The sequence below is a fragment of the Nostoc sp. genome, assembly GCF_036917515.1.
Taxonomy (GTDB): Bacteria; Cyanobacteriota; Cyanobacteriia; order Cyanobacteriales; family Nostocaceae; genus Nostoc.
On record NZ_JBALDE010000015.1, the window covers coordinates 52,902 to 74,309 of the forward strand.

A 21,408-nucleotide genomic window follows, 5' to 3' on the forward strand; every position below is an offset into this window, starting at 1 on the left:
ATTTTCTGGCTGTGCGTTCTAAAACCTCCAAAACAACTCATTGAACTTAAGGCAAAAACACATTCATTCAACGGATGCCACAACCAAAAGAGCGATCACGATAAGATTAGAGCAGGAGGCACAGGCTCTAACTTGAAAGTTTTTGTTTAACTTTTAACCTGTTTGTACCTTGGTCTTAATCTAGCATTGTGTTTATTGAGCTACAAGACACCTTTACTAAACTTGAAGACCATTAATTTATCGCAATAATTCAGAAATATTCCTTAAAAATTGCCCCACTTGGTAATGTTGGCATTTACGCCAACATTACCAAGTGGACTGAAAGTTTAGAACCCGTTATTGAGCAGAATCGCCTGTGGTAGAAGAATCGCTATTAGATGTACTGTTTGACTTGTCTACTCCTTGAGGCGTAGTAGTTTTAGAAGTGTCACTTTTCGTACCAGGAGCAACAGTATTAATAGAACTATCGTTCTGCGAAGCCGGAGTATTAGTAGTTGAACTCGTCGCCGGACTTTGTGCTGCTTTAGGGGCTGGCTGGGTTACAGAAGGTGCTTTTTCTGCCGCAGGCTGCTGGGGTGGAATAGTAATGTTAATATCCGGTTGGCGAGGTGTAGACGGAGGTGTAGCTTGCTGTTGGGGAACAGGAACAGGAACAGGAACAGGAACAGGGACTTCCTTAGTTGTTTCGATTATTTTCGTTTGTGGTTGAGGAGATGCACTGGGAGTTGGATTACTCTTACTCGGTACAGGAACCGCGATCGGCACAGTATTGTTAACCGCTGCGTTATTCTGCTGGTTGAAGTACCAAACCCCACCTATAACTAAACCAAGCACGGAAGTAATGATAATACCCAACAGCAAACCACCACTAGCATTGTTTTCATCACGCTGGGCTAAATCTGCTTGCTGGTAGTTACGTTCAACATTTCGACCATGTACGTAACCGTTACTATAAGAGTTGGGATTAGCGGTGTTATTCTTGACTGTTTCAGTAGTTCGTGTCAAGTCAGTATGAGTATTACCATTAATATCAGTGTAAGATTCTTGCTTGACTTCACTGTTTTTGATTTCGCGTTCATTGGGAATAGACATAGCCGTTGATTTAACTCCTCAGATTAAGATATTGATGAACTAAAGCTTTGTAAAAACAAAAGGTTTTAATGAACTGAAAATATATGTTGCTGATAAATCTTGAGTCTTATTTGCTACTCAACTGTTGGTAATCTCAGAATAACCTCTGCCCTCAAACAAATGGCTCTATCTCCAGGGAGTTAATACTTAATCTTTAGAGAGTTAATACTTAATCAATAGAAAGAGTATCCCAAAGATGGATGTTATTAAACTGTCAGTTAATGGATTGATCGAAAAATCTAACAATTTGCTTCAATTTTCTAAATTTTTAATTTGTTGCTATGGCATCATGTAAAAATAAATTGAACAATTTACAAAAAAAGGGTATAGGGTGTAGGGTGTGGAGTACAGAAATAAAAAACTTCAGTTGCAGGGTCTAAAGCCCAGTAAAAAAAAGATGTATAACCAGTAGCGCAGCGCGAGAAATACAGAGTCATTGCTTCAATCTCACGTTTTCAAAGGTGGGTTCCCTAGACCCTACACCTTCTGAACAAATGGTTAGTTCATCAGAATGTAACCGAATCAAAGGCTTATATGTCTGATAATCATGTAGTAAAAAGCATTCAAGACAAGTATGATTCATTAAAGCCCTATTTGAACGAGAAAACACGGCGTATTTGGGCAGCAATCGAAGCCCGAAGCCTGGGATGCTCCCGGTGTGAGTCAGCTTGCGTAGGCGTAGCCCACCGTAGGCATCGTAACTGGACTATCCCAGACAGACTACAATCCATGCTAAAATACGGTTAAGATTTCTCATGCAATAGGCTTTGCAGTAGAGTATCATAAACATTACAAAATCGTCACAATAAAAAATCCTTGGCAGAATACCACTACTAAGTTTCAATATGTTTTAGTCCAATGTGGAACTCCCATGCCAAAAGGATTTAATCAAGCACAGGTAATTACAGTTCCCATTAATTCCATAGTTTCTCTATCTACTACTCATTTATCCCACCTAACCAAATTAGGTTTAGTTGATAAACTGATTGGTATTATTAATAGTAAACAAGTCAATACTTCTGACATAGTTGAGAGAATCAAAGCCGGGAATGTAACACAAGTAGGTGATAATTCCAATGTGAATATAGAGAAAGTACTAGAATTAAATCCTGACTTGGTAACAACTTTTGGTACTGAAAATTCCCAGACTGATAGTTAGACTAAACTCACAGAGGCGGGTTTGAAAGTGGAGGTAATGATTACTGGGAAGGTGGAATCAGTAATCCAGATATAGTTTTATCTGATTTGATTAAAATATTGTATCCAGAGATATTACCTAACGATAAATTATTTTACTACCACAAACTTATTTAATTATGTTAAAGGAAAAATATAAATTTAAAAATCTCCTATTAACCCAAAAAGCTCCAGTTTTCAAAACCATTATTTTTTTAATTATACTTATAAGTTTAATCTTGGCTTTTTTATTAGACTTGGCTTTAGGTTCAGTTGATATCCCTGTTAATGAAGTAATAAAGATTTTGCTCGGACAAGAAGCAGAAAAAGTGGCATGGACTCATATTATTCTCAAATTTCGCCTACCTAAAGCTTTAACTGCAATTTTAGCGGGTGCGGCTTTAGGTGTGAGTGGCTTACAAATGCAAACCCTATTTAAAAATCCCTTAGCGGGGCCTTTTGTATTGGGTATTAGTTCTGGTGCAAGTTTAGGTGTAGCGTTAGTTGTGTTGACAGCAAGTGTTACAACACCAACATTATTAGCAGATTTGGGAATAATTAGTGATTTTGGTTTAGTCATAGCAGCAAGTCTCGGTGCAGCGTCAGTTTTAGGGATGATGTTAGTTGTTTCTCGCCGAGTGCAAGACACAATGACACTATTAATCTTAGGTTTATTATTTGGCTATGCTACTAGTGCAATAGTCAGTATTTTGTTGCAGTTTAGCTCAAAAGAACGTATTCAAAGTTATATTATGTGGACTTTTGGTAGTTTTGCTGGGGTGACTTGGAAACAGTTAGTTGTTTTAATTCCAGTGATAGTTTTGAGTTTATTAGGAGCAGTGTTGCAATCAAAATCTTTGAATACACTTTTACTTGGTGAATCTTATGCACGTAGTCTAGGTTTAACTGTGCAAAAAACCAGATTTTCAATTATTACCAGTGCATCTATATTAGCTGGAGCAATTACTGCGTTTTGTGGTCCCATCGCATTTTTAGGTGTAGCAATTCCTCATCTATGCCGTGGTCTATTCAATACTTCCGATCATCGGATATTAATTCCTAGTGTAACAATGATGGGTGCAATCTTAGCATTGTTTGCAGATTTGTTTTCCCAACTTGCGGTAAGTCAGATGGTTTTACCTTTAAATGCTGTCACCGCTTTGATAGGAACTCCTGTTGTCACTTGGGTAATTCTGCGGCGTAATTCCCAAAAATCTTTTCCGTCATGAATGATGCGATTTTAACAACTCACAATTTGACTATTGGTTATAAAACATCCCGAAAAACTGTTCGGTGTGTTGCATCAGATATTTCTGTATCTCTGCAAGCTGGGGAACTGGTTTGCTTACTTGACCCCAATGGTGCGAGTAAATCTACATTACTGCGATCGCTTACCGGAATGCGATTCCCAATATCAGGTGTAGTGCGACTCTTGGGAGAAAATATTTACAAGTTAGCACCACAAGAATTAGCCAAACGTCTGAGTTTGGTACTTACCGAGAAAGTTGATGTAGGAATGCTATCAGCCTACACTTTGGTGACTCTGGGACGATATCCTTACACTGACAGGTGGGGAAATTTGACACCCGAAGATGAAGCAATAGTCAATTGGATAATCAAATCTGTAGAAGTATTGTATCCAAGGGAAATAGCAACAGTAGTAAATGCAAAAATTAGTTGATGTTCTGGTGGCAATCTTTGCAGTCGATTAGTATAAGCTATATCACTATTACTAATTTTGAGGAGCGACTTTTTCCCCTTTCGACCAAAGTTAGTCATTTTACTTCGGTTAAAAATTTCACTACGTAAGATGATGTTAACAATTAGACAGCTTGCTGGTTTAACGGAATTACAATTACAAATTCTGTCCCCTGACCAGGAGCAGAAATACATTGTAATTTTCCCCGATGTTTTTGAGTGATAATCTGGTAACTAATAGATAAACCTAATCCAGTACCTTTACCAATTGGTTTAGTAGTAAAGAATGGTTCAAATAAACGTTTTTGTACATCTTCTGGAATACCCAAACCATTGTCGCCAATGCGAATAACTACTTGCTTTTGGTTAGTGAGTTGAGTGTGAATGCGAATTTGTCCTACCCTGCGGGAAGCCGCTGGCACGTCTATGTCGGTTGCAAATGATGAATGACTAATGACTAATGACTCTTCTAAAGCATCGATCGCATTTGCGAGAAGATTCATAAATACTTGATTCAGCTGTCCTGCATAACATTCTACTAATGGCAGGTCGCCGTACTCTTTAATCACCTCAATTGCTAGATTGTTAGATTTAGGTTTGAGGCGATGTTCCAAAATCATCAATGTATTATCTATACCCTCATGGATATTCACAGCTTTCATTTCTGCATTATCTAACCGAGAAAAGTTTCGCAGAGATAAGACAATTTCTGTGATTCGTTCTGTACCAACTGTCATAGAAGTTAGCAAGTTGGGCAAGTCTGCAATCAGAAAATCTAAGTCGATCGCTTCTGTTTCTTGTTGAATTTCCTTTACTGGATTAGGATAGTTTTTCTGGTATAATTGCAGCAATCTTAATAAATCTTGGATATATTGATTGGCATAGCTGACATTGCCAGAAATAAAATTGATTGGGTTATTGATTTCGTGCGCTACACCTGCTACCAACTGTCCCAAACTCGACATTTTTTCACTATGCACCAATTGAGATACTAGCTGCTTTGCCTCTTGGCGCAATTGTGCTTCTGAGTATCGCAATATCTGCTCTGCTTGTTTGCGCTGGGTAATGTCATGGAGAATCACAACATATTCTTGAAAATCCTGATGGGGTCTATCTGAGATGGAAACTTCCAGAGTTCTGTTTTTCCCATTACTGATTAAAATTTGTTCGCTACGCTTTGTCCATTGCTCTGGATAGTAGACTAATGCGGGTAGCCATTTATTGAGGTGATTTCCCAGCAACTCTGATGGGTTGACACCAAAGAATGATTCGGTAGCTGGGTTAGCTTGCCGAATAATGCCTTGATTATCTACGACTAAAATACCATCCTGAGCGACAGTAAACAGGTGTTCAGCAGCAACTCTTGCTTCCGCGATCGCTACCACTTGCGGTAAACTTGTCCAACAAGCGATCGCTACTCCCACAAATGCCACACTCATTAGTAGCACCACAAATATATTTTCACCGCCCGCAGTTGCCACTTTATTAAGTTTGACGCCAAATAACCAGCCAACTGCCACAGCGCTGCACAGTAAAAAAATCAGGATGCTTACCTGAAGAATGACTGAGTCTTTGATAATTACCACAGGGCGAGTGCGATATCGCCGCATCCACCAATCAGGATTAAAAGCAGGGAAATTTACACGGCGAATTACCGCGTTTATTCCTATAACACCAATAGGAAATAATAACCCAATCACCAAGTTAAGCCAACCCCAGGCAAATCCGCCCACCAACAGCACCACAACTTCTAACAGCAGAATGGCCAGAGATATGCCAGGAAACAAAACTTCCGGGCGATCGCGCCGCAGCCAAAGCCCCAGATGCAGTAACATAAAAGAGACAAACCAACCGATGTTACCAACAGCCACGATTCGCGCTACATCTCCCCAAATTAGATAGATTAAGCACAACACCAGTGTTAATGTCAATGCTGGGACAAACACACCCCGACGCGAGACAACGGAAAATACTGGTGAAATGTGGTTATCTAAGGCCAGTTGATACAAAATTCGTGGGCAATTAGAAACCACCGTTGCCGAACCTAGCAGACAAGCAGCTACTAGCAAAAAAGAAACACTTACACCAGCGAATCTTCCCCAAAAGGGCCGAGAAGCTGCCACCAGATTCAGGAAAGCATTGTCTTTAAGGTTGGGATTCGTTGCTAACCGCATCACTACCCAAGACCCTCCCAAAAAGATGGGTGGCATCATCCAGGCGGCAATGTCTAGAAAACGTAGCGTCTGGGTGGGGTGACGGCTATCGGCGACAAATGAAGAAGCCGTTTCACAGCTGTAGGTTGCATAAGTGACGAAAAAGAACCACTTTGCCCAATCCACAAAGCTTAAAGATGACCAACTGCTAGGAAAAAACCCAGGACTAACGGGAGAAAACGTTAACCAGCTAAGACCTTGAACACAGAAGGTCATTAGCAGTGCAAAGGCTGGAATTATAAAAAACAAATGTAAAATACTCAGGGCACGGGTTCCACTAAACGCCACAATAAAGGGCAACAGTGTAAAGCTAATATCCAGAAATATGTCTGGACAGGTAATACCCAGTGTCTCTAAATTTACTTTAATTAAATCTCTGAGTACGATTGTATTCACTGACAAGTAAGAAACCCAATTGAGGAGGTATCCAATTGCTGCATAGCGAGCTAGTCCGGGGTAGTGTTGCAGTAGCTTGGTAGCATAGTTAGGTGTTCCTCCAGCTACATTGATGAAATGCATACCTAAGCGTTTTACCTGATAGTTGAGCAGCATTCCAAAAATCACCGCAGGTATCCAAACAAAAATAGCTTGGGAACCGAGAGCAGCATGAATCGCTGGAACCAATGCTGTCCAAGAAATATGAGCTGTCAAACCAAAGCCCCAACTTTCAACAGCACTTAGGCTTCTAGTCAAGCGAGGGTAAGAAGATTGGCTCAATGTGGAGTGAGCAGGATGGGACATGATTGGCAGTGTTAGATGGGATACTGTAATTAAGCTTATTACCTAGAGTTCCCATCTCGTAAATGTTCTGAACAAAAACTTTCTGTACGGAATCATACTTAGATGTTGAGTATATCACTAGAGAAAATTACCTTCACAACACAAGCATTTATTAACGAGGATGTTTTAAAAGTGTTTAGCTGTGATTTTAGGCACTTATTGAGCCTCCCTAACCCACGCCAGTCGCTCCACTTGGGGAGACCCCTATGAGCAAGTGGCGTGGATTTAAGAGAATCTAGAACGTTTTGATACCGACAATAGGACTTTTAAAACATCCTCTAACACCATAATTTAGCTTAAAGGTGCGATGTCTACGACAGGCTACACCTACGCCCTTTTGACTCGACAGTTGCTGTTCAGAGGTGGAACGATCGCCCTTTTTGCTCGAGAGTTGCTGTTCAAAGGTGGAACGATCGCCCTTTTTGCTCGACAGTTGCTGTTCAAAGGTGAAGCGATCGCCCTTTTTGCTCGAGAGTTGCTGTTCAAAGGTGGAGCGATCGCCCTTTTTGCTCGAGAGTTGCTGTTCAAAGGTGGAGCGATCGCCCTTTTTGCTCGAGAGTTGCTGTTCAAAGGTGGAATGGTGAGGTTTTGAGGTCAAGTCTAGAGGTGTAGGAGCCTGCGATGTCTACGACGAGCTACGCTAACGTACATTGCCCTAATACAATCCTTGATACGGGCTACATTATTAATTACCTCAATTTCTCTGCTGCGCGTCCAAGCAGCAACTTGTCGTCAGGCATCGCCTCTGTAAAACCCGAAATGACTAACGAAGAACTGCTGCAAATTATTGAACAAGCTGCCAGAGTAAAGCTGACAAAATTAGACCTTTCTGGCAAAGGCTTAACAACCCTGCCACTAAAAATAGTCCAACTCACCAACCTGGGAACGCTCGACCTCAGCTGGAATCAACTAAGCAGTCTGCCACCGGAATTTGTCCAACTCACTAACCTGCAAACGCTCAACCTGGGCAGTAATCAACTAAGCAGTCTGCCACCGGAATTTGTCCAACTCACCAACCTGCAAACGCTCAACCTGGGCAGTAATCAACTAAGCAGTCTACCACCGGAATTTGCCCAACTCACCAACCTGCAAACGCTCAACCTGGGCAGTAATAAACTAAGCAGTCTACCACCAGAATTTGTCCAACTCACCAACCTGCAAACGCTCAACCTGGACAGTAATCAACTGAGCAGTCTGCCACCGGAATTTGTCCAACTCACAAACCTGCGAACGCTCGACCTCAGCTGGAATCAACTGAGCAGTCTGCCACCGGAATTTGTCCAACTCACAAACCTGCAAACCCTCAAGCTGGGCAGTAATCAACTGAGCAGTCTGCCACCGGAATTTGTCCAACTCACCAACCTGCAAACGCTCGACCTCAGATGGAATCAACTGAGCAGTCTGCCACCAGAATTTGGCCAACTCACCAACCTGCAATCCCTCAACCTCAGCAGTAATCAACTGAGCAGTCTGCCACCGGAATTTGGCCAACTCACCAACCTGCAATCCCTCAACCTCGACAGTAATCAACTGAGCAGTCTGCTACCGGAATTTGGACAACTCACCAACCTGCAAACGCTCGACCTGGGCAGTAATCAACTGAGCAGTCTGCCACCGGAAATTGTCCAACTCACCAACCTGCAAACGCTCAACCTCGACAGTAATCAACTGAGCAGTCTGCCACCGGAAATTGTCCAACTCACCAACCTGCAATCCCTCAACCTCAGCAGTAATCCTTTAGAATCACCTCCACCAGAAATTATCACAAAAGGGTTCAGAGCAATTCTTGACTTTTGCAGGCAACAACTAGAACAAGAAACCGATCGCCTTTATGAAGCTAAATTAATCATTGTAGGAGAAGGTGGTGCAGGTAAAACTACGCTAGCCAAAAAAATTCAAGACAATCAATATACGTTACAACAAGATGAAAATACCACCGAAGGCATTGATGTTATTCAATGGAAGTTCTTGCTTGACAATAATAACAGAGAATTTCAGGTCAACATTTGGGACTTTGGTGGCCAAGAAATTTACCATGCTACCCACCAATTTTTCCTCACAAAACGCTCTCTTTATGCCTTGGTTGCTGATACTCGCAAAGAAGACACAGATTTCTACTACTGGTTAAATGTAGTTGAATTACTGAGCGGTAATAGTCCTTTGTTAATTATCAAAAATGAAAAGCAGGAGCGCAAACGAGAAATAAACGAGCGGGAGTTACGGCGTGAATTCACTAATTTTAAGGAAACACTTACTACAAACCTGGCGACTGATCGCGGTCTGCCAGAAATCTTAAATAAAATTAAGCATTATATTACTAACCTACCTCATGTAGGAATAGAACTCCCTAAAACATGGGTCAAAGTGCGAGAAGCTTTAGAAGGTAACTCTCACGAATATATTAGCCTGGAAGAATATCTAAACATCTGTGATCAACATGGTTTTACTAAACAGGAGGATAAACTCCAACTCAGTGACTATCTGCATGATTTAGGCGTATGCCTTCACTTCCAAGATGATGACTTTTTAAGAAAAACCGTGATTCTCAAGCCCGCTTGGGGTACAGATGCCGTTTACAAAGTGTTAGATAATCCACAAGTAATTCAAAACCTGGGTAAATTTGATCGCAATGATTTAAAAAATATTTGGCACGAAAACAAATATGCCAATATGCGACCAGAACTATTGCGGCTAATGATGAAATTTAAACTGTGTTACGAAATACCTAGTCGTCCCGGCACTTATATCGCACCTCAATTACTTTCTATCAACCAACCTGATTTCAATTGGGATGAATCCAATAACCTAATCCTGCGTTATAAATATGACTTCATGCCGAAAGGTATTCTCACCCGCTTTATAGTCGAAATGCACTCCGATATTGAACAACAAACCCTAGTTTGGAAAACAGGCGTTGTTCTTGCTAAAGACCAAACCCGTGCTGAAGTGATTGAACACTACAATCAACGAGAAATTAAAGTCCGCGTAGCAGGAAACCACAAGAAAGAACTGCTAGCAGTTATCAACCATGAACTAGAAAAAATTCATAACTCTTACGAACGTCTGCAATATCAAACACTTGTTCCCTGCAACTGTGAAAGCTGTAAGGATAGTCAAACACCTCATTTTTACCGCCGAGACGTGTTGTACAAATTCCGAGAAAATAATCGCGACCAAATCCAGTGCCAAGATAGCGGTGATATGGTATATGTCCGCAGACTAATTGACGATGTTTTACCGACTCTACCAAATTTGGAAGTACCCATGTCTGAACCTGTAACCAGAAATCTAGTTTTCATTAGCTATAGTCACAAAGATAAAAAGTGGTTCGATGACCTCAAAATTCATTTAGAACCATTAATTAGAGAACAAAATCTCAACCTCTGGGATGATACCAAAATCAAGCCTGGTGCTGTGTGGCGAGATGAAATCCAGATAGCTTTGGCAGCCGCAAAAGTAGCAGTGTTGCTGGTGAGTCCAAACTTCCTAGCATCAAGCTTTATTAGTAAAAATGAGTTACCACCTCTGTTAGAAGCAGCTAAAGCTAAGGGAGTCAAAATTCTCTGGATACCTTTGCGTGATTGCAACTACAAGGCAACAGCAATTGAACAATATCAAGCAACATACGCTACCGATCGCCCATTAAACACCATTGCGGCAGGAAGACGAGATAAAGCTTGGGTAGATATCTGCGAAAAAATCAATGAAGCAGCACTCCTTCGGTAAAAGAACCTCTCCCTGTCTTGAACTCAAGTTCAAGTCTGTCCCTGTGGGAGTCAAAGAGGGACAGTTTTGCGTAATAAAACCAGGGAGAGGTTTCTTTTGGGGAAGCGATCGCAGGTAAACTCTTAGCTATCGGTTAAAACTTCATCCAAGTCGAAGATAACCTGACTAATTTCCGAGCGTGTATTCTGCCAAGGTGGGAACTTTGACTTCTGTTTCGGCTTGTAAGTCGAAGTCATACCACTCGTTACGCCATTGCAGACGAAACTTCAAACGCGTCCAGTTAGGTGGTAGATTGGGACAGGCAATGGGACCAAATTGAGTCATGCGAATGCCAGCAAACCCGAAAACTACTGCTTGCCATACTCCTCCAGCACTGGCAGCATGAATTCCTTCGGCTGCGTTCAGTCTGACATCATCTAAGTCTACCAAGGCCGATCGCAGAAAGTGTGTATAGGCTTCGGTTGGTTGATTGAGGTCGCAAGCTAAAATGGCATGAATGGCTGGGCCTAGTGAAGAACCATAACTGTGGTCGGTGCGTTGGTTGTAATAGTTCCAGTTGGTGACGAGAGTGTTATAGTCGTAGCGATCGCGCAATAAATACAAGAGCATCAATACATCTGGCTGCTTGAGAATCTGCTTTTGGTTTGTAGCTTCAACTCCCAACAAACTTTGCAGAGATTTGCTACGCGGTTCGTAATCAGCGAGGTTAACGTCTTCTAGCTGGAAAAAGCCTTCAAATTGCTCAATTAAACCCGTTTGAGTATCTTCATTGACAAATAGACGCTCTTGGATTTCCGCCCAATGGTGCAGACGCTCTGTAGTTAAGTTGAGTTTTTGCTCTAGTTGGGCTGAGGTTTCTGGATAAGCTCGTTTGAGCCAATCCCACAGTCGCAAAGCTGACTGCAAATGCCACTGTACCATGAGATTGGTGAAGGCATTATTATCGACGCGATCGTGATTTTCATCCGGGCCAATTACATCTAGGATGTCATAGCTGTGGCGCTCTTGGTTCCACTGCACCCGACTTTCCCAGAAAACAGCCGTATCAAGGATAATTTCTGCGCCATAATCTCGCATCCACTCATCATCATTAGTAGTCTGCCAGTAGTGTAAAATTGCATAAGCGATATCTGCGGTAATATGCACTTCAATGTCACCGCACCAGATACGCATTAATTCACCGTTAGGAGCCGGAACCCAGCGCGGAGTGACTTCATCGCCAGTAGTGGCACTTTCCCAAGCAAACATAGCTCCTTGATAACCTGCTTCTTGAGCTTTGCGTCTCGCTCCTGGTAGGGTGTGATAGCGGTAGGTGAGCAAGTTACGCGCTAGGGCTGGTTGAGTTAAAGTGAGGAAGGGCAGGATAAATATTTCTGTATCCCAAAAAATATGTCCGCTATAGGCAAAACCAGAAAGGGTTTTGGGAGGAATGCTTACGCGGTTGTCGTGACGCGGTGTCACCGCTAGTAATTGGAAGAGATTGTAACGGACGCTCAATTGAGCCAAGCGATCGCCTTCTATAATAATGTCACTGTCTTGCCAGACTTGCTCCCATGCAGTAATGTGAGCTGCTAACAGAGTAGTATATCTGGGTTCATCAGCGAGTCTTTGTAAGGCGGCGGCAATGGGGATTTCTGTCTGTCGTGAAGTAAACACGGTGACAATCTTTTCTACAGTTACCGTTTTTCCGGGATATAACTCTAGGGTGGTTGTCAAAGTGGGAGAACTAGAAGCATTTTCAAGGCTCACTAGTCTAGTCTCGTCACCATCTACCACTAACTTAGCTGCCATCCCAAGTTGAATATCTGAGTGGAGAGTTTGACTGTTTAACCAGATAATTCGCTCTATACCACCTTGGTTTAAGGTTCGCCAATGTTTGATGCCTTGAGTATCTGGTTCGCTGTCAAATCCAGCTTCAACGGTAATTTCACCCTCAAAGTCTACCGATATGATTTGAGCGCGAATCGCCAAAACGTGTTGGTCTGCTAAACTGGTGAAACGCTCGAAGTGAAAATCTAGGGTATGACCACTAGGACTACGCCACCGCACATCACGGCTAACTAAGCCTAAACGTAAATCGAGCCGACGTTCGTAGTTAAGAATTTCACCACTGTCCATAGTAAACCGTTCCCCAGCTACTTTTACCACTAATGGCAGCCAGTTGGGACAGTTTACCAATTCGGTATGAGCAATTGTCACATCATCATAAACACCGTGGATGAGTGTAGCTGGAAAATCTTGGGAATACCCTTCCTCAAACGTACCCCGCACTCCTAATAACCCATTACCAAGAGTGAAGACAGTTTCTTTGTGATGTAACTGCGTCGGATTAAACTCCGTTTCAATAACGTTCCAGTCAGTATTGTCAATTAATTGCTGATTTTGCTGAGAATCGTGAGTGGATACGTTAAGCATGAGCGATCAAACCTCTGTCTTGGGGGTAGCTGTGGGCAGGATACAGTAAAATTAGGAGCAATCTTGAAGTGATTAACTCCTTTTCTTTAGCGCGTAGATTAAAAAATAGTCTGAACGCTAAAAAATACGCTTTTGATAAGAGTAGCGTTTCAAATTTCATCTGTCTAGAGTTAGATTTATTGAAAAATGCCAGTTATAACTCATAAATCTCAACTAACTACGAATTGATTCAGCTTTTCATCAATTTGTTTCGTCAACAGGAGGCAGGAGGTAGAAACTCTTTATATCTGATGCATAAGTCTTGCGTTTTGTACCTCACTTCAAAAGCAAACTGCTACAAATGATAAATCTTTAACCGGACAGGATATCATATCGTCAAATTTTGGCTGGTAAAATTTACAGGTGCAGTTAAGTAACGTTTTGTTCTTTTACCAGAAGTGGTATATTGGCACTTGACCCGACCGAGTATAAACTATGCATAAGCCCACAGGACAGCAAAGAGGTGTTGTACTCAATACTACAGAATAGGAAGGGAAAGTGGGCAAATGAGCAAAAATACCGGGCTAGGTAGTGTTTTTTCCCTGTTTCGAGGCGTACCTCTAAGTCGCATCTTGGTAGCGTTGTTTGTGCTGCAAATCTTGCTAGCTGTGGGATTGACTGCATACTTATCAATCGGAAACGGACAAAAAGCAGTTAATCAGGTGGCTAACGAATTACGTCATGAAGTTGTCAATCGAGTCGAGCAGAATTTACAAACTTATTTGGCAACTCCGCGTCAGGTACTACGCAGTAATCAAAATCTCATTAACATGGGGTTGCTGAAGATAGAGAATCTGGCAACCTGGGAGTCATACTTAATAGAGCAGTTAAAGATTTTTCCAGATGCGTTGGCAATAACTGCAAGCAATGAGCAAGAATATTTAGCGGTGGAGAAGTTCAACGATCGCCAATTTTTACTCAGAAAAGCCGATAAGTCAACTGGGTACGATCTCTATACCTACATCATTGACTCTCAAGGTCAACGTACTCAACTACCAGAAGTAATCAAAAATTATGATGCGCGATCGCGTCCTGATTATCAAACAGCTGTTACCGCCAAAAAATTCAGCTTTAGTCAGATTTTTACACCCCGCACTGAACCAACCCTCCTAATTAGTGCATCTCAACCCATTTATAACTCCCAAGGTGAATTACTTGGAGTCAACAGCACTCTCACTCACATATCACAAATTGGGGATTTGTTGCAAAACATCAAAGTTGGCAAGTCTGGGCAAATTTTTATTATCGAGCGATCGGGGCTATTAGTTGCAAGTTCCACAAGCGAAGAACCATTCCGCTTACAAAATGGTAAACCCATTAGATTGGCAGCTTCCCAAAGCGGGAATTCTTTGACTCAAGCAACCGCTAAATATTTAGCCACTAAATTTAGTAACTTTGACCAAATTCAAAGTTTACAGCAACTAGATTTTTCTTTGGACGGCAAACGGCAATTTTTAGAAGTTAGACCCTTTGAGGGCGAACCAAATATCAACTGGTTAATGATCGTAGCTGTCCCAGAAGCAGACTTTATGGGACATAATCGCAACATTCAAACTACAATTTTTGTCTGTTTAGGAGCGTTGGCACTAGCTATTATATTGGGAATTGTCACCGCCCAGTGGGTTACTGTACCAATTTTGCACTTTTGCAGGGCAACAAAAGATTTAACTGATTTTAGCAACAGCGATGATTCAGTGGTGAAAGTACAAGGCATTCAAGAACTAGAGATGCTGGGTGGATCTTTTAATGAAATGGCTCAAGATTTACGCAAAACCTTTGCTGCACTGATTAGCAAAAATGAGGATTTAGAACTGCAAGTTAAGCAGCAAACTCAAGAATTACAGCAAGAGATTCAAGAACGCATTAACAGCGAACGAAAACTGAGACAGCATCATCAAGTACTAGCAGAACTGGCAAATCACAAAGCAGTTTTTGAAGGAAATTTAGAAATAGCATTCAAAGTCATCACAGAAAAAGTGGCTAATGCTTTAGAAGTAGAGCGAGTGAGTGTGTGGTTATTCAATAGCGAGCGCACCAAGCTACAATGCATAAGTCTTTACGAACGTAGCAATCAGACACATTCGGCAGGTTTAGAACGCAACCTTACAGATTATTTAATCTACTTTAAAGCTCTGGTGGTTTCTCGTACCATTGCTGTTTCTGACACTCGCACCGATCCCCGAGTACAAGAATTATGGGATATGCTCGAACCAAATAATATTGTCTCCCTAATTGATACCAGCCTTTGGCTTGGAGGCCAAATGGCGGGAACAGTATTGTACGAGCAGGTTGATATTCCCCGAAAATGGGAACTGAGCGAGCAAAACTTTGTTAGCTCAATCGCGGAAATTGTCGCCCTAACTTTAGAAGTATGCGATCGCAAACGTGCAGAATCCGCTCTGTGTGAGGCTAAAGAAGCTGCCAAAGTGGCAAATCGTGCCAAAAGTACCTTTTTAGGAAACATCAACCACGATCTGAGGACTCCTTTAAACTCGATTCTGGGAATCACAGAGGCACTCAAAGAGCAAGTGTACGGCCCTGTGAGTGAAGAACAGCGCCAGTCTCTAAATATGCTCGAATCTAATGGTAAAAACTTACTAGAATTAATTAACCAAATCCTTGACTTTACCGACACCGAATCCAGCAAGATAGAGATGCAACTAGCTGCTACTTCGATTCAGGGATTATGTGATTCCAGCCTAAGTTTTGTCAAACATCTGGCGTTCCAGAAAAATATTCGACTAAGGGCACAAATACCTAAAGAACTCGAACCCATCCAAGTTGATGAACCCCGCATCCGTCAAGTATTTATCAACTTATTGACTAACGCAATCAAGTTTACTAGAGAAGGAGGCGAAGTTTGGATTGAAGTCCAGCCAAGTTCTACCAATGAATATATCTTTATCAGCGTCGTAGATACAGGTATTGGGATGCTTTCCGATGACCTTTTTAAATTATTTCAACCTTTTGTGCAAGTTGAAAATGCCTCTAACCCTCGTTCTCCAGGCACGGGTTTAGGATTAGTAATAGTACAAAAAATTGTCGAGATGCACGGTGGGACTGTCCACGCCGAAAGTCAGTTAGGCAAAGGTAGTCGATTTACTGTCAAACTTCCTTGGAAAAAGGCGGGAGAATAAGGAGTTAGGGACTTCCAAATAAAAAATAATTAATCAGCATGAGCTGTTGTTAAGCTGTTCTTGAGCATGGCAAGAAAATATCTGAATAGTCGCTTGGATAGAGGAATTGAGTAATTTAATTTTTGGAGTTACCTGAGAATTAATATTAATTTAAATATATTTAGAATCTACTTTTCGAGTAATATTATGTCTGCCTAGTTAGTTATAATTTCGCATCTGTGCAAAAATCAGAAAAACCTCTTTCCCCCTGCTCCCTGCTCCCTGCTTCCCTGCGTTCTTAATGATAAGTCTTTAATCGGACATGATATAACTCTTACCACAAGGCGGAAGTCAAAAGTATTATGAAATGGGTTTTTTAGGGATTTTAAATGGTTGCTCGATTTACGCCACCTTATACTCTGTTGTGAATGGACTCTTATGCGATCGCAAACAAACGCTTTTGTCACCCCAAAAGCATAGACCCAAACCTTTGTGATTTCGTCAAACTGCAAAAGTTTTTGATCTACTTACTGTAGGTAGATTTCAAGTAAATCAAAGAACATTCAAAATAAGATTACAAATACTAATAATTTCCAATTGTACATGAATATCTTGTATCGCTGTTCCTGGAGATGGAAAAATGGTTTTTAGGGAAAGTAAGCGCTTACGCCTCGTTGCTGACTTTCCATCTGTCCAACTTGATAAAGACTCTTCTCAAACTTTAGTTCAAATACCGCCTTCACCGCATTGTGAAGTTTGTGTAATTGTTCCAGTTTGCAATGAAGCTCAGACATTGGTAGCAACCCTTACTGCCTTAATACATCAAGTTGATCTAGAAGGACAGATTTTAGATCCCAAACACTACGAAATAATTTTGTTGGCAAATAATTGTAGCGATGATTCCGCAGCTATAGCCCGGAGTTTCGCGGGGCAACATCCAGATATAGCACTGCATGTAGTTGAAAAAACTCTGCCACCTACCGAAGCATATATTGGTCGAGTGCGGCAGATTTTGATGGATGAAGCATATCGCCGGTTGTCTAGTTTAGGACGTATAAAGGGGGTAATTGCTTCAACTGATGGAGACTCACAAGTAAGTCCAACTTGGATTGCTGCCAACCTGTACGAAATTAACTGTGGTGCTGATGCTGTCGGTGGGCGAATTATCACTGAGCCTACAAGTCGTGCCGATCTCGACCCTTACGCTAGAGCTTGCTTTCTGCGTGAAGTAGGCTATCGCTATTTAATTAGCGAATTAGAAACTTATCTCGATCCCGACCCCTATGATAGCTTTCCCCGCCACTATCAACACTATGGAGCAAGTTTAGCAGTAACAGCAGAAATGTATGCACTGGCAGGAGGCTTACCACCAGTGCGGACTCCTGAAGATGTGGCTTTTTACCGTGCCTTGCTACGGGTAAATGCCCGTTTCCGCCATAGTTTGCTAGTGCGGGTAGTAACTTCGGCAAGACAAATTGGACGTACTGATGTTGGTTTAGCAAATCAACTGAGTAAATGGAAAGAAATGGGACGGCAACAGCAAGCATTTGTAGTCGAACCAGCAGCGGCTATTGAAACTCGTTTTATTGCACGTCGCCAATTACGACTGATGTGGTGGTGCGCTCTCAATGGCTATCAGCCATGTTATCCCAGTGTCACGTCTTTGGCAGAGATGCTGGGAATTTCACCCCAATGGCTTATCGAGAAATTAACGCAACCTTATTTCTTTGGTAAGTTGTTTGAACAAGTTGAAGAACGCCAGCAAGAAGAACAAACTTGGGCTTCACGCTGGAAATACGTGGATATTAAACAAGCAATTGAGGATTTGCGCTTGCGTCTTGAGAGTTTGCGTAGGTAATTGCTAAGAGGAATTGCCCTACTTTCATGGGTTTTCTGGCGTTGCATAATTGCGGGATGATTTTACTAGTTTTGTGGGATGGGCCGAAAAGCCCGTCCCTTGTATTTCCAGGCGGGCAGGATGCCCGCCCCACAAGAATCATCTCTTGATTGAGCAACGCCGATTTTCTTTATCCGGCAAAAACCCTAGCTTTTTGGCAAATACTTTTTCCACATCACAGATTAGCGATGAAATTAAAAAAGTAAAACTACTGTCCTATAAAAGTTTCAGTTTAAGCGTTCGTGCAACGACTCTGCAGGAGTATCGCGTTGGGAAAAAATGGATAAAGTAGAACTCAGACTCGCTCGAATAAATCAAGTCGATATTCTTCCTCGCGTTGACCTTTTAAATGCCGCAATTGATTTGGGGTCAACTCAAAAAACGAGTCATGAACTTCATCTCCACTCAACGGATAATCACGAGCATAGAGTGTCCAATGAACTAAAAGTAGATGTCCTCCAGGTTCTAGATGTTCTAAAATGTACTGTTGCGCTTTTTTCAGGTCTTCCCAGCTCAAGTAATAGCCAACTTCCGAAATTAAGGTCAAATCAAACATTTCATCAGGATATTCCTCTGGAACACGCATAATTTGGAAGCTGACATTGGAAAGATGCTGACAGCGCTCTTTTGCTCTACTTTGAGCTATTGTTGATACGTCAATCGAGAGGAGTGAGTCACAACGCTTTTGGAGTTTCTCAGTTAAAACCCCAATGGAACCGCCCATTTCAAAGGCAGACCGATAGCGCTCTTTAGGTAAAGCTGCGATTGTAGCAACATATTTGTTAGCTTCGTATTCGCTTGTCTCAAATCTCCACGGGTCGATGTTTTCGCTGTAGAGTTTATCGAAGTAGCTGGGTGGTAAAGAGTCGGATTGTAACGGGTTCATAGGTTTTCCTCTATATAAACTTCCCAAGGATGAGTGAAGTTTGCTAACATTTCGGGAGTTAGGCGAAAGCCTTCTGGATCATCGTCAATTAAATCTGTAATTTGGGAACGATAAGCAGCGATCGCTTGTTGTTTCAACTCCACTACCGTGCTAATATCCAATCGCCAGGTTGTCACTTCAACAGATGCTGGCAAACTCCCGCGTTGCTTCCAGTCCCAATCCCAAATAGGATATTCAATCAATCGCGGGGATAAGGGCAAATCATCCAGCGCAGCTTTAATTAACTTCGACGTTGCTCGATGGTCTGCGTGCGGGTCATATCGCCACGGTAAAAAAATAATTTCTGGGGCGACTTTTGTGATATATGCACGACAACTAGCTACTACACTTTCATACTGTGTTGTAATTGACCCATCTTGCATTCCCCAGAATGTAACAACATTTCCCTCTAAACCTAGCAATTTCATTGCTGATAGGGTTTCCGCTTTCCGCAAGCGTGAGAGTTTATCTGCGGGATATTTCAGAGAACGAGGGTGTGAAAGTGTACCATCACTGACAACTAATACTTGCACATGACAATTTAAAGAGCGTAACAGCGCGATCGCACCCCCACAACCTAATGTCTCATCATCAGGATGGGGTGCGACAATTAGTGCAGAACTACAAGCGATCTCGTTAATTGAACGCCAAGGCAAAACGCTCGGATTGTTTAGTGGTAGTCCAATCAAGCCAGATTTATTCATCATTCCAAAGCAAATCAGCAGGCTTACTTTCACTCAGGACATACTGCCCGACATTTGCCAAGGATGCATCAAAAGCAGGTTGACGCAGATACAGAGTCAAATCTCGGATGATGCGTTCCATCGGATTTGGTGGCATTAAGCCACGAGTGCCAACAGAACGTTCGCACAACTGCATTACATCAATGCAAATCTGTTCAATTGCTGTCCTCACCATGTTTGCATAAGCAACAAGTTGGTCTGCTTGCGGGTGAGGAACTGTGGGATAGCCACCAAATATAGGTGCATAAACTGCTACCTTATCCGCAGCCCCCCGCAGCCAGAGATTACCACTTTCAATGGCGATCGCCATTCTCCCCAGCCGTTCTTTTTGATATGGATCGTTTGTATATTTCAAGTCTTGGAGATACTGGCGAGTCAGGTTAAACAGTGCTTCTGCCCCACCTAGTTGCACAGCCGCAAACCGAATCACCCCAACAGATAACCAAGGCTGTCGATAGTAATCTCCTGGCTGTCCGATTAAATCGCTTTGATCTAACTCTACACCGCTAAAATCTACTTTATAACTAGCTGTAGCTCGCATCCCTGAAGGTTGCCACCAACCTGGATCGCTAACTGTTGTCACTTCCTCCATCGGCACAATGCATATTTGCCAACCGCCGTCTGACAATACTCCATTAACGAAAGGACGTTCCACATAACCTGCACCAGTACAAAAAGTTTTAGAACCTTCCAACCGATAACGTCCATTTTCACAAGGAATTACCTTCACACCATCAGAGGCTTCGGCATTCCAAACGCCAAATATTTTATGATGTTCGCGGGCATCACAAGCGTAGCTGGTGATTTGTTCTTTAGTACCAAAGGTCTGAATCAGTTGCAGGGCGTTGATATGTCCTTCATAAATTCGCCCAACTGCTAGATTGCCATGCCCTATCTGTTTTAATAGTATTAGAAGCTCGTAGGTAACATTAGCATCTATTCCTGCACCCCATCCGCCTAATTCTTTCGCTAATGGTGCAGCCAACAACCCAGCTTTAGCAATTAACTCAAATTCGTGCTTGGGAAAAGCACCATTGTAATCTATTACACTGGCATTATTTGCACAATAATCAGCAATTTCTGTGGCACGTTTGAGATCCAGAGCCATATTGGAATCATGCCATTTTGGAATGACGACATTCTGTGGTAGTTGGATGCTAATAACCGACTCCTTTGTATAATCTTTCTTTATGCATTGTTGATAATAATCAAATTAAGTTGTTTAACACCTCTATCTTTTGTGTGATTATATACTCAATAAAAAGGAGGAAAATTTCTCTAAAGAACTTTTTATTTATTTATACCTGATAAAATGCCTTATCTGCGTCTTGAGGCGTTGAGATGATGCGTTCGCTTTGGCGATCGCAATGCTTGTTGGGTCATACTTCATAACTGCTAAAATGCTTACCATATATAGATGTTAGCAGTTTTTGAACCTAATTTCTTTACAGTTTGTGAGAAATTCCGGCTTTGGCTCTTGATACATACGATGTTTTCAAGAGGACAAGATTATAGTCAGAACTACTAAAAGTTTTTAAATATTAGTTTT

Annotated in this window: 11 protein-coding genes and 2 pseudogenes; 7 read left to right on the forward strand and 6 right to left on the reverse strand. The window is 41.9% G+C overall.

What is annotated here, in order from left to right:
- Nucleotides 1-336: 336 nt before the first annotated feature.
- Nucleotides 337-1,092, reverse strand: a complete 756-nt coding sequence (locus tag V7K89_RS01345; RefSeq protein ID WP_335183952.1) for a hypothetical protein — start codon at nucleotides 1,090-1,092, stop codon at nucleotides 337-339.
- Nucleotides 1,093-1,867: 775 nt separating this feature from the next.
- Here V7K89_RS01345 and V7K89_RS01355 point away from each other — a divergent pair.
- From V7K89_RS01355 to V7K89_RS01365, 3 genes and pseudogenes are all read left to right on the forward strand, one after another.
- Nucleotides 1,868-2,287 (forward strand): annotated as a pseudogene (locus tag V7K89_RS01355) (ABC transporter substrate-binding protein); the annotation flags it as partial.
- 160 nt (nucleotides 2,288-2,447) lie between these two features.
- Nucleotides 2,448-3,536 carry an iron ABC transporter permease gene (locus V7K89_RS01360; protein ID WP_335183953.1) on the forward strand — a complete coding sequence of 363 codons (1,089 nt, stop codon included), beginning with the start codon at nucleotides 2,448-2,450 and terminating at the stop codon, nucleotides 3,534-3,536.
- Nucleotides 3,533-3,943, forward strand: a pseudogene (locus V7K89_RS01365) (ATP-binding cassette domain-containing protein); the annotation flags it as partial. The gene V7K89_RS01360 and the pseudogene V7K89_RS01365, both read left to right, overlap by 4 nt.
- A 187-nt stretch (nucleotides 3,944-4,130) precedes the next feature.
- Here V7K89_RS01365 and V7K89_RS01370 read toward each other — a convergent pair.
- Complete coding sequence (locus V7K89_RS01370) at nucleotides 4,131-6,959, reverse strand: ATP-binding protein (protein ID WP_335183954.1); 2,829 nt, start codon at nucleotides 6,957-6,959, stop codon at nucleotides 4,131-4,133.
- 346 nt (nucleotides 6,960-7,305) lie between these two features.
- Here V7K89_RS01370 and V7K89_RS01375 point away from each other — a divergent pair, with 346 nt between their 5' ends.
- Together V7K89_RS01375 and V7K89_RS01380 are read left to right on the forward strand one after the other, a co-directional pair.
- Nucleotides 7,306-7,590 (forward strand): hypothetical protein, encoded by a 285-nt coding sequence (locus V7K89_RS01375; RefSeq protein ID WP_335183955.1) that lies wholly within the window; start codon nucleotides 7,306-7,308, stop codon nucleotides 7,588-7,590.
- A gap of 167 nt (nucleotides 7,591-7,757) precedes the next feature.
- On the forward strand, nucleotides 7,758-10,724 hold the full coding sequence (locus V7K89_RS01380; RefSeq protein ID WP_442941550.1) for a leucine-rich repeat domain-containing protein: 2,967 nt from the start codon (nucleotides 7,758-7,760) through the stop codon (nucleotides 10,722-10,724).
- A 165-nt stretch (nucleotides 10,725-10,889) separates the two neighbouring features.
- Here V7K89_RS01380 and V7K89_RS01385 read toward each other — a convergent pair whose 3' ends face one another.
- Nucleotides 10,890-13,139, reverse strand: coding sequence for a glycoside hydrolase family 65 protein (locus V7K89_RS01385; protein ID WP_335183957.1), 2,250 nt, complete (start codon nucleotides 13,137-13,139; stop codon nucleotides 10,890-10,892).
- A gap of 545 nt (nucleotides 13,140-13,684) precedes the next feature.
- Between V7K89_RS01385 and V7K89_RS01390 the strand changes: the two genes are divergently transcribed.
- The gene (locus tag V7K89_RS01390; RefSeq protein WP_335183958.1) at nucleotides 13,685-16,315 is read left to right on the forward strand and encodes a sensor histidine kinase; all 2,631 of its coding nucleotides are present in this window, start codon (nucleotides 13,685-13,687) and stop codon (nucleotides 16,313-16,315) included.
- 619 nt (nucleotides 16,316-16,934) lie between these two features.
- Nucleotides 16,935-18,152 (forward strand): glycosyltransferase, encoded by a 1,218-nt coding sequence (locus tag V7K89_RS01395; protein ID WP_335183959.1) that lies wholly within the window; start codon nucleotides 16,935-16,937, stop codon nucleotides 18,150-18,152.
- Nucleotides 18,153-18,486: 334 nt separating this feature from the next.
- Here the strand turns inward: V7K89_RS01395 and V7K89_RS01400 are convergent, their stop codons facing one another.
- From V7K89_RS01400 to V7K89_RS01410, 3 genes are read right to left on the reverse strand one after another with little or no spacing between them, the layout of a single operon-like run.
- On the reverse strand, nucleotides 18,487-19,077 hold the full coding sequence (locus tag V7K89_RS01400; protein WP_335183961.1) for a class I SAM-dependent DNA methyltransferase: 591 nt from the start codon (nucleotides 19,075-19,077) through the stop codon (nucleotides 18,487-18,489).
- Entirely contained in the window at nucleotides 19,074-19,823 is a 750-nt protein-coding gene (locus V7K89_RS01405; RefSeq protein WP_335183962.1) for a PIG-L deacetylase family protein, read from the reverse strand. Before V7K89_RS01405 ends, V7K89_RS01400 begins: the two co-directional genes overlap by 4 nt.
- Nucleotides 19,813-20,967: an acyl-CoA dehydrogenase family protein gene (locus V7K89_RS01410; RefSeq protein WP_335183963.1), complete on the reverse strand. Its 1,155-nt coding sequence runs from the start codon at nucleotides 20,965-20,967 to the stop codon at nucleotides 19,813-19,815. Before V7K89_RS01410 ends, V7K89_RS01405 begins: the two co-directional genes overlap by 11 nt.
- Nucleotides 20,968-21,408: the final 441 nt, after the last annotated feature.

What these genes read in the sequence shown, in the direction of transcription:
- V7K89_RS01345 (WP_335183952.1), bottom strand. Translation starts at nt 1,092, where the DNA reads ATGTCTATTCCCAATGAACGCGAAATCAAAAACAGTGAAGTCAAGCAA.
- V7K89_RS01360 (WP_335183953.1), top strand. Translation starts at nt 2,448, where the DNA reads ATGTTAAAGGAAAAATATAAATTTAAAAATCTCCTATTAACCCAAAAA.
- V7K89_RS01370 (WP_335183954.1), bottom strand. Translation starts at nt 6,959, where the DNA reads ATGTCCCATCCTGCTCACTCCACATTGAGCCAATCTTCTTACCCTCGC.
- V7K89_RS01375 (WP_335183955.1), top strand. Translation starts at nt 7,306, where the DNA reads ATGTCTACGACAGGCTACACCTACGCCCTTTTGACTCGACAGTTGCTG.
- V7K89_RS01380 (WP_442941550.1), top strand. Translation starts at nt 7,758, where the DNA reads ATGACTAACGAAGAACTGCTGCAAATTATTGAACAAGCTGCCAGAGTA.
- V7K89_RS01385 (WP_335183957.1), bottom strand. Translation starts at nt 13,139, where the DNA reads ATGCTTAACGTATCCACTCACGATTCTCAGCAAAATCAGCAATTAATT.
- V7K89_RS01390 (WP_335183958.1), top strand. Translation starts at nt 13,685, where the DNA reads ATGAGCAAAAATACCGGGCTAGGTAGTGTTTTTTCCCTGTTTCGAGGC.
- V7K89_RS01395 (WP_335183959.1), top strand. Translation starts at nt 16,935, where the DNA reads ATGGTTTTTAGGGAAAGTAAGCGCTTACGCCTCGTTGCTGACTTTCCA.
- V7K89_RS01400 (WP_335183961.1), bottom strand. Translation starts at nt 19,077, where the DNA reads ATGAACCCGTTACAATCCGACTCTTTACCACCCAGCTACTTCGATAAA.
- V7K89_RS01405 (WP_335183962.1), bottom strand. Translation starts at nt 19,823, where the DNA reads ATGATGAATAAATCTGGCTTGATTGGACTACCACTAAACAATCCGAGC.
- V7K89_RS01410 (WP_335183963.1), bottom strand. Translation starts at nt 20,967, where the DNA reads ATGGCTCTGGATCTCAAACGTGCCACAGAAATTGCTGATTATTGTGCA.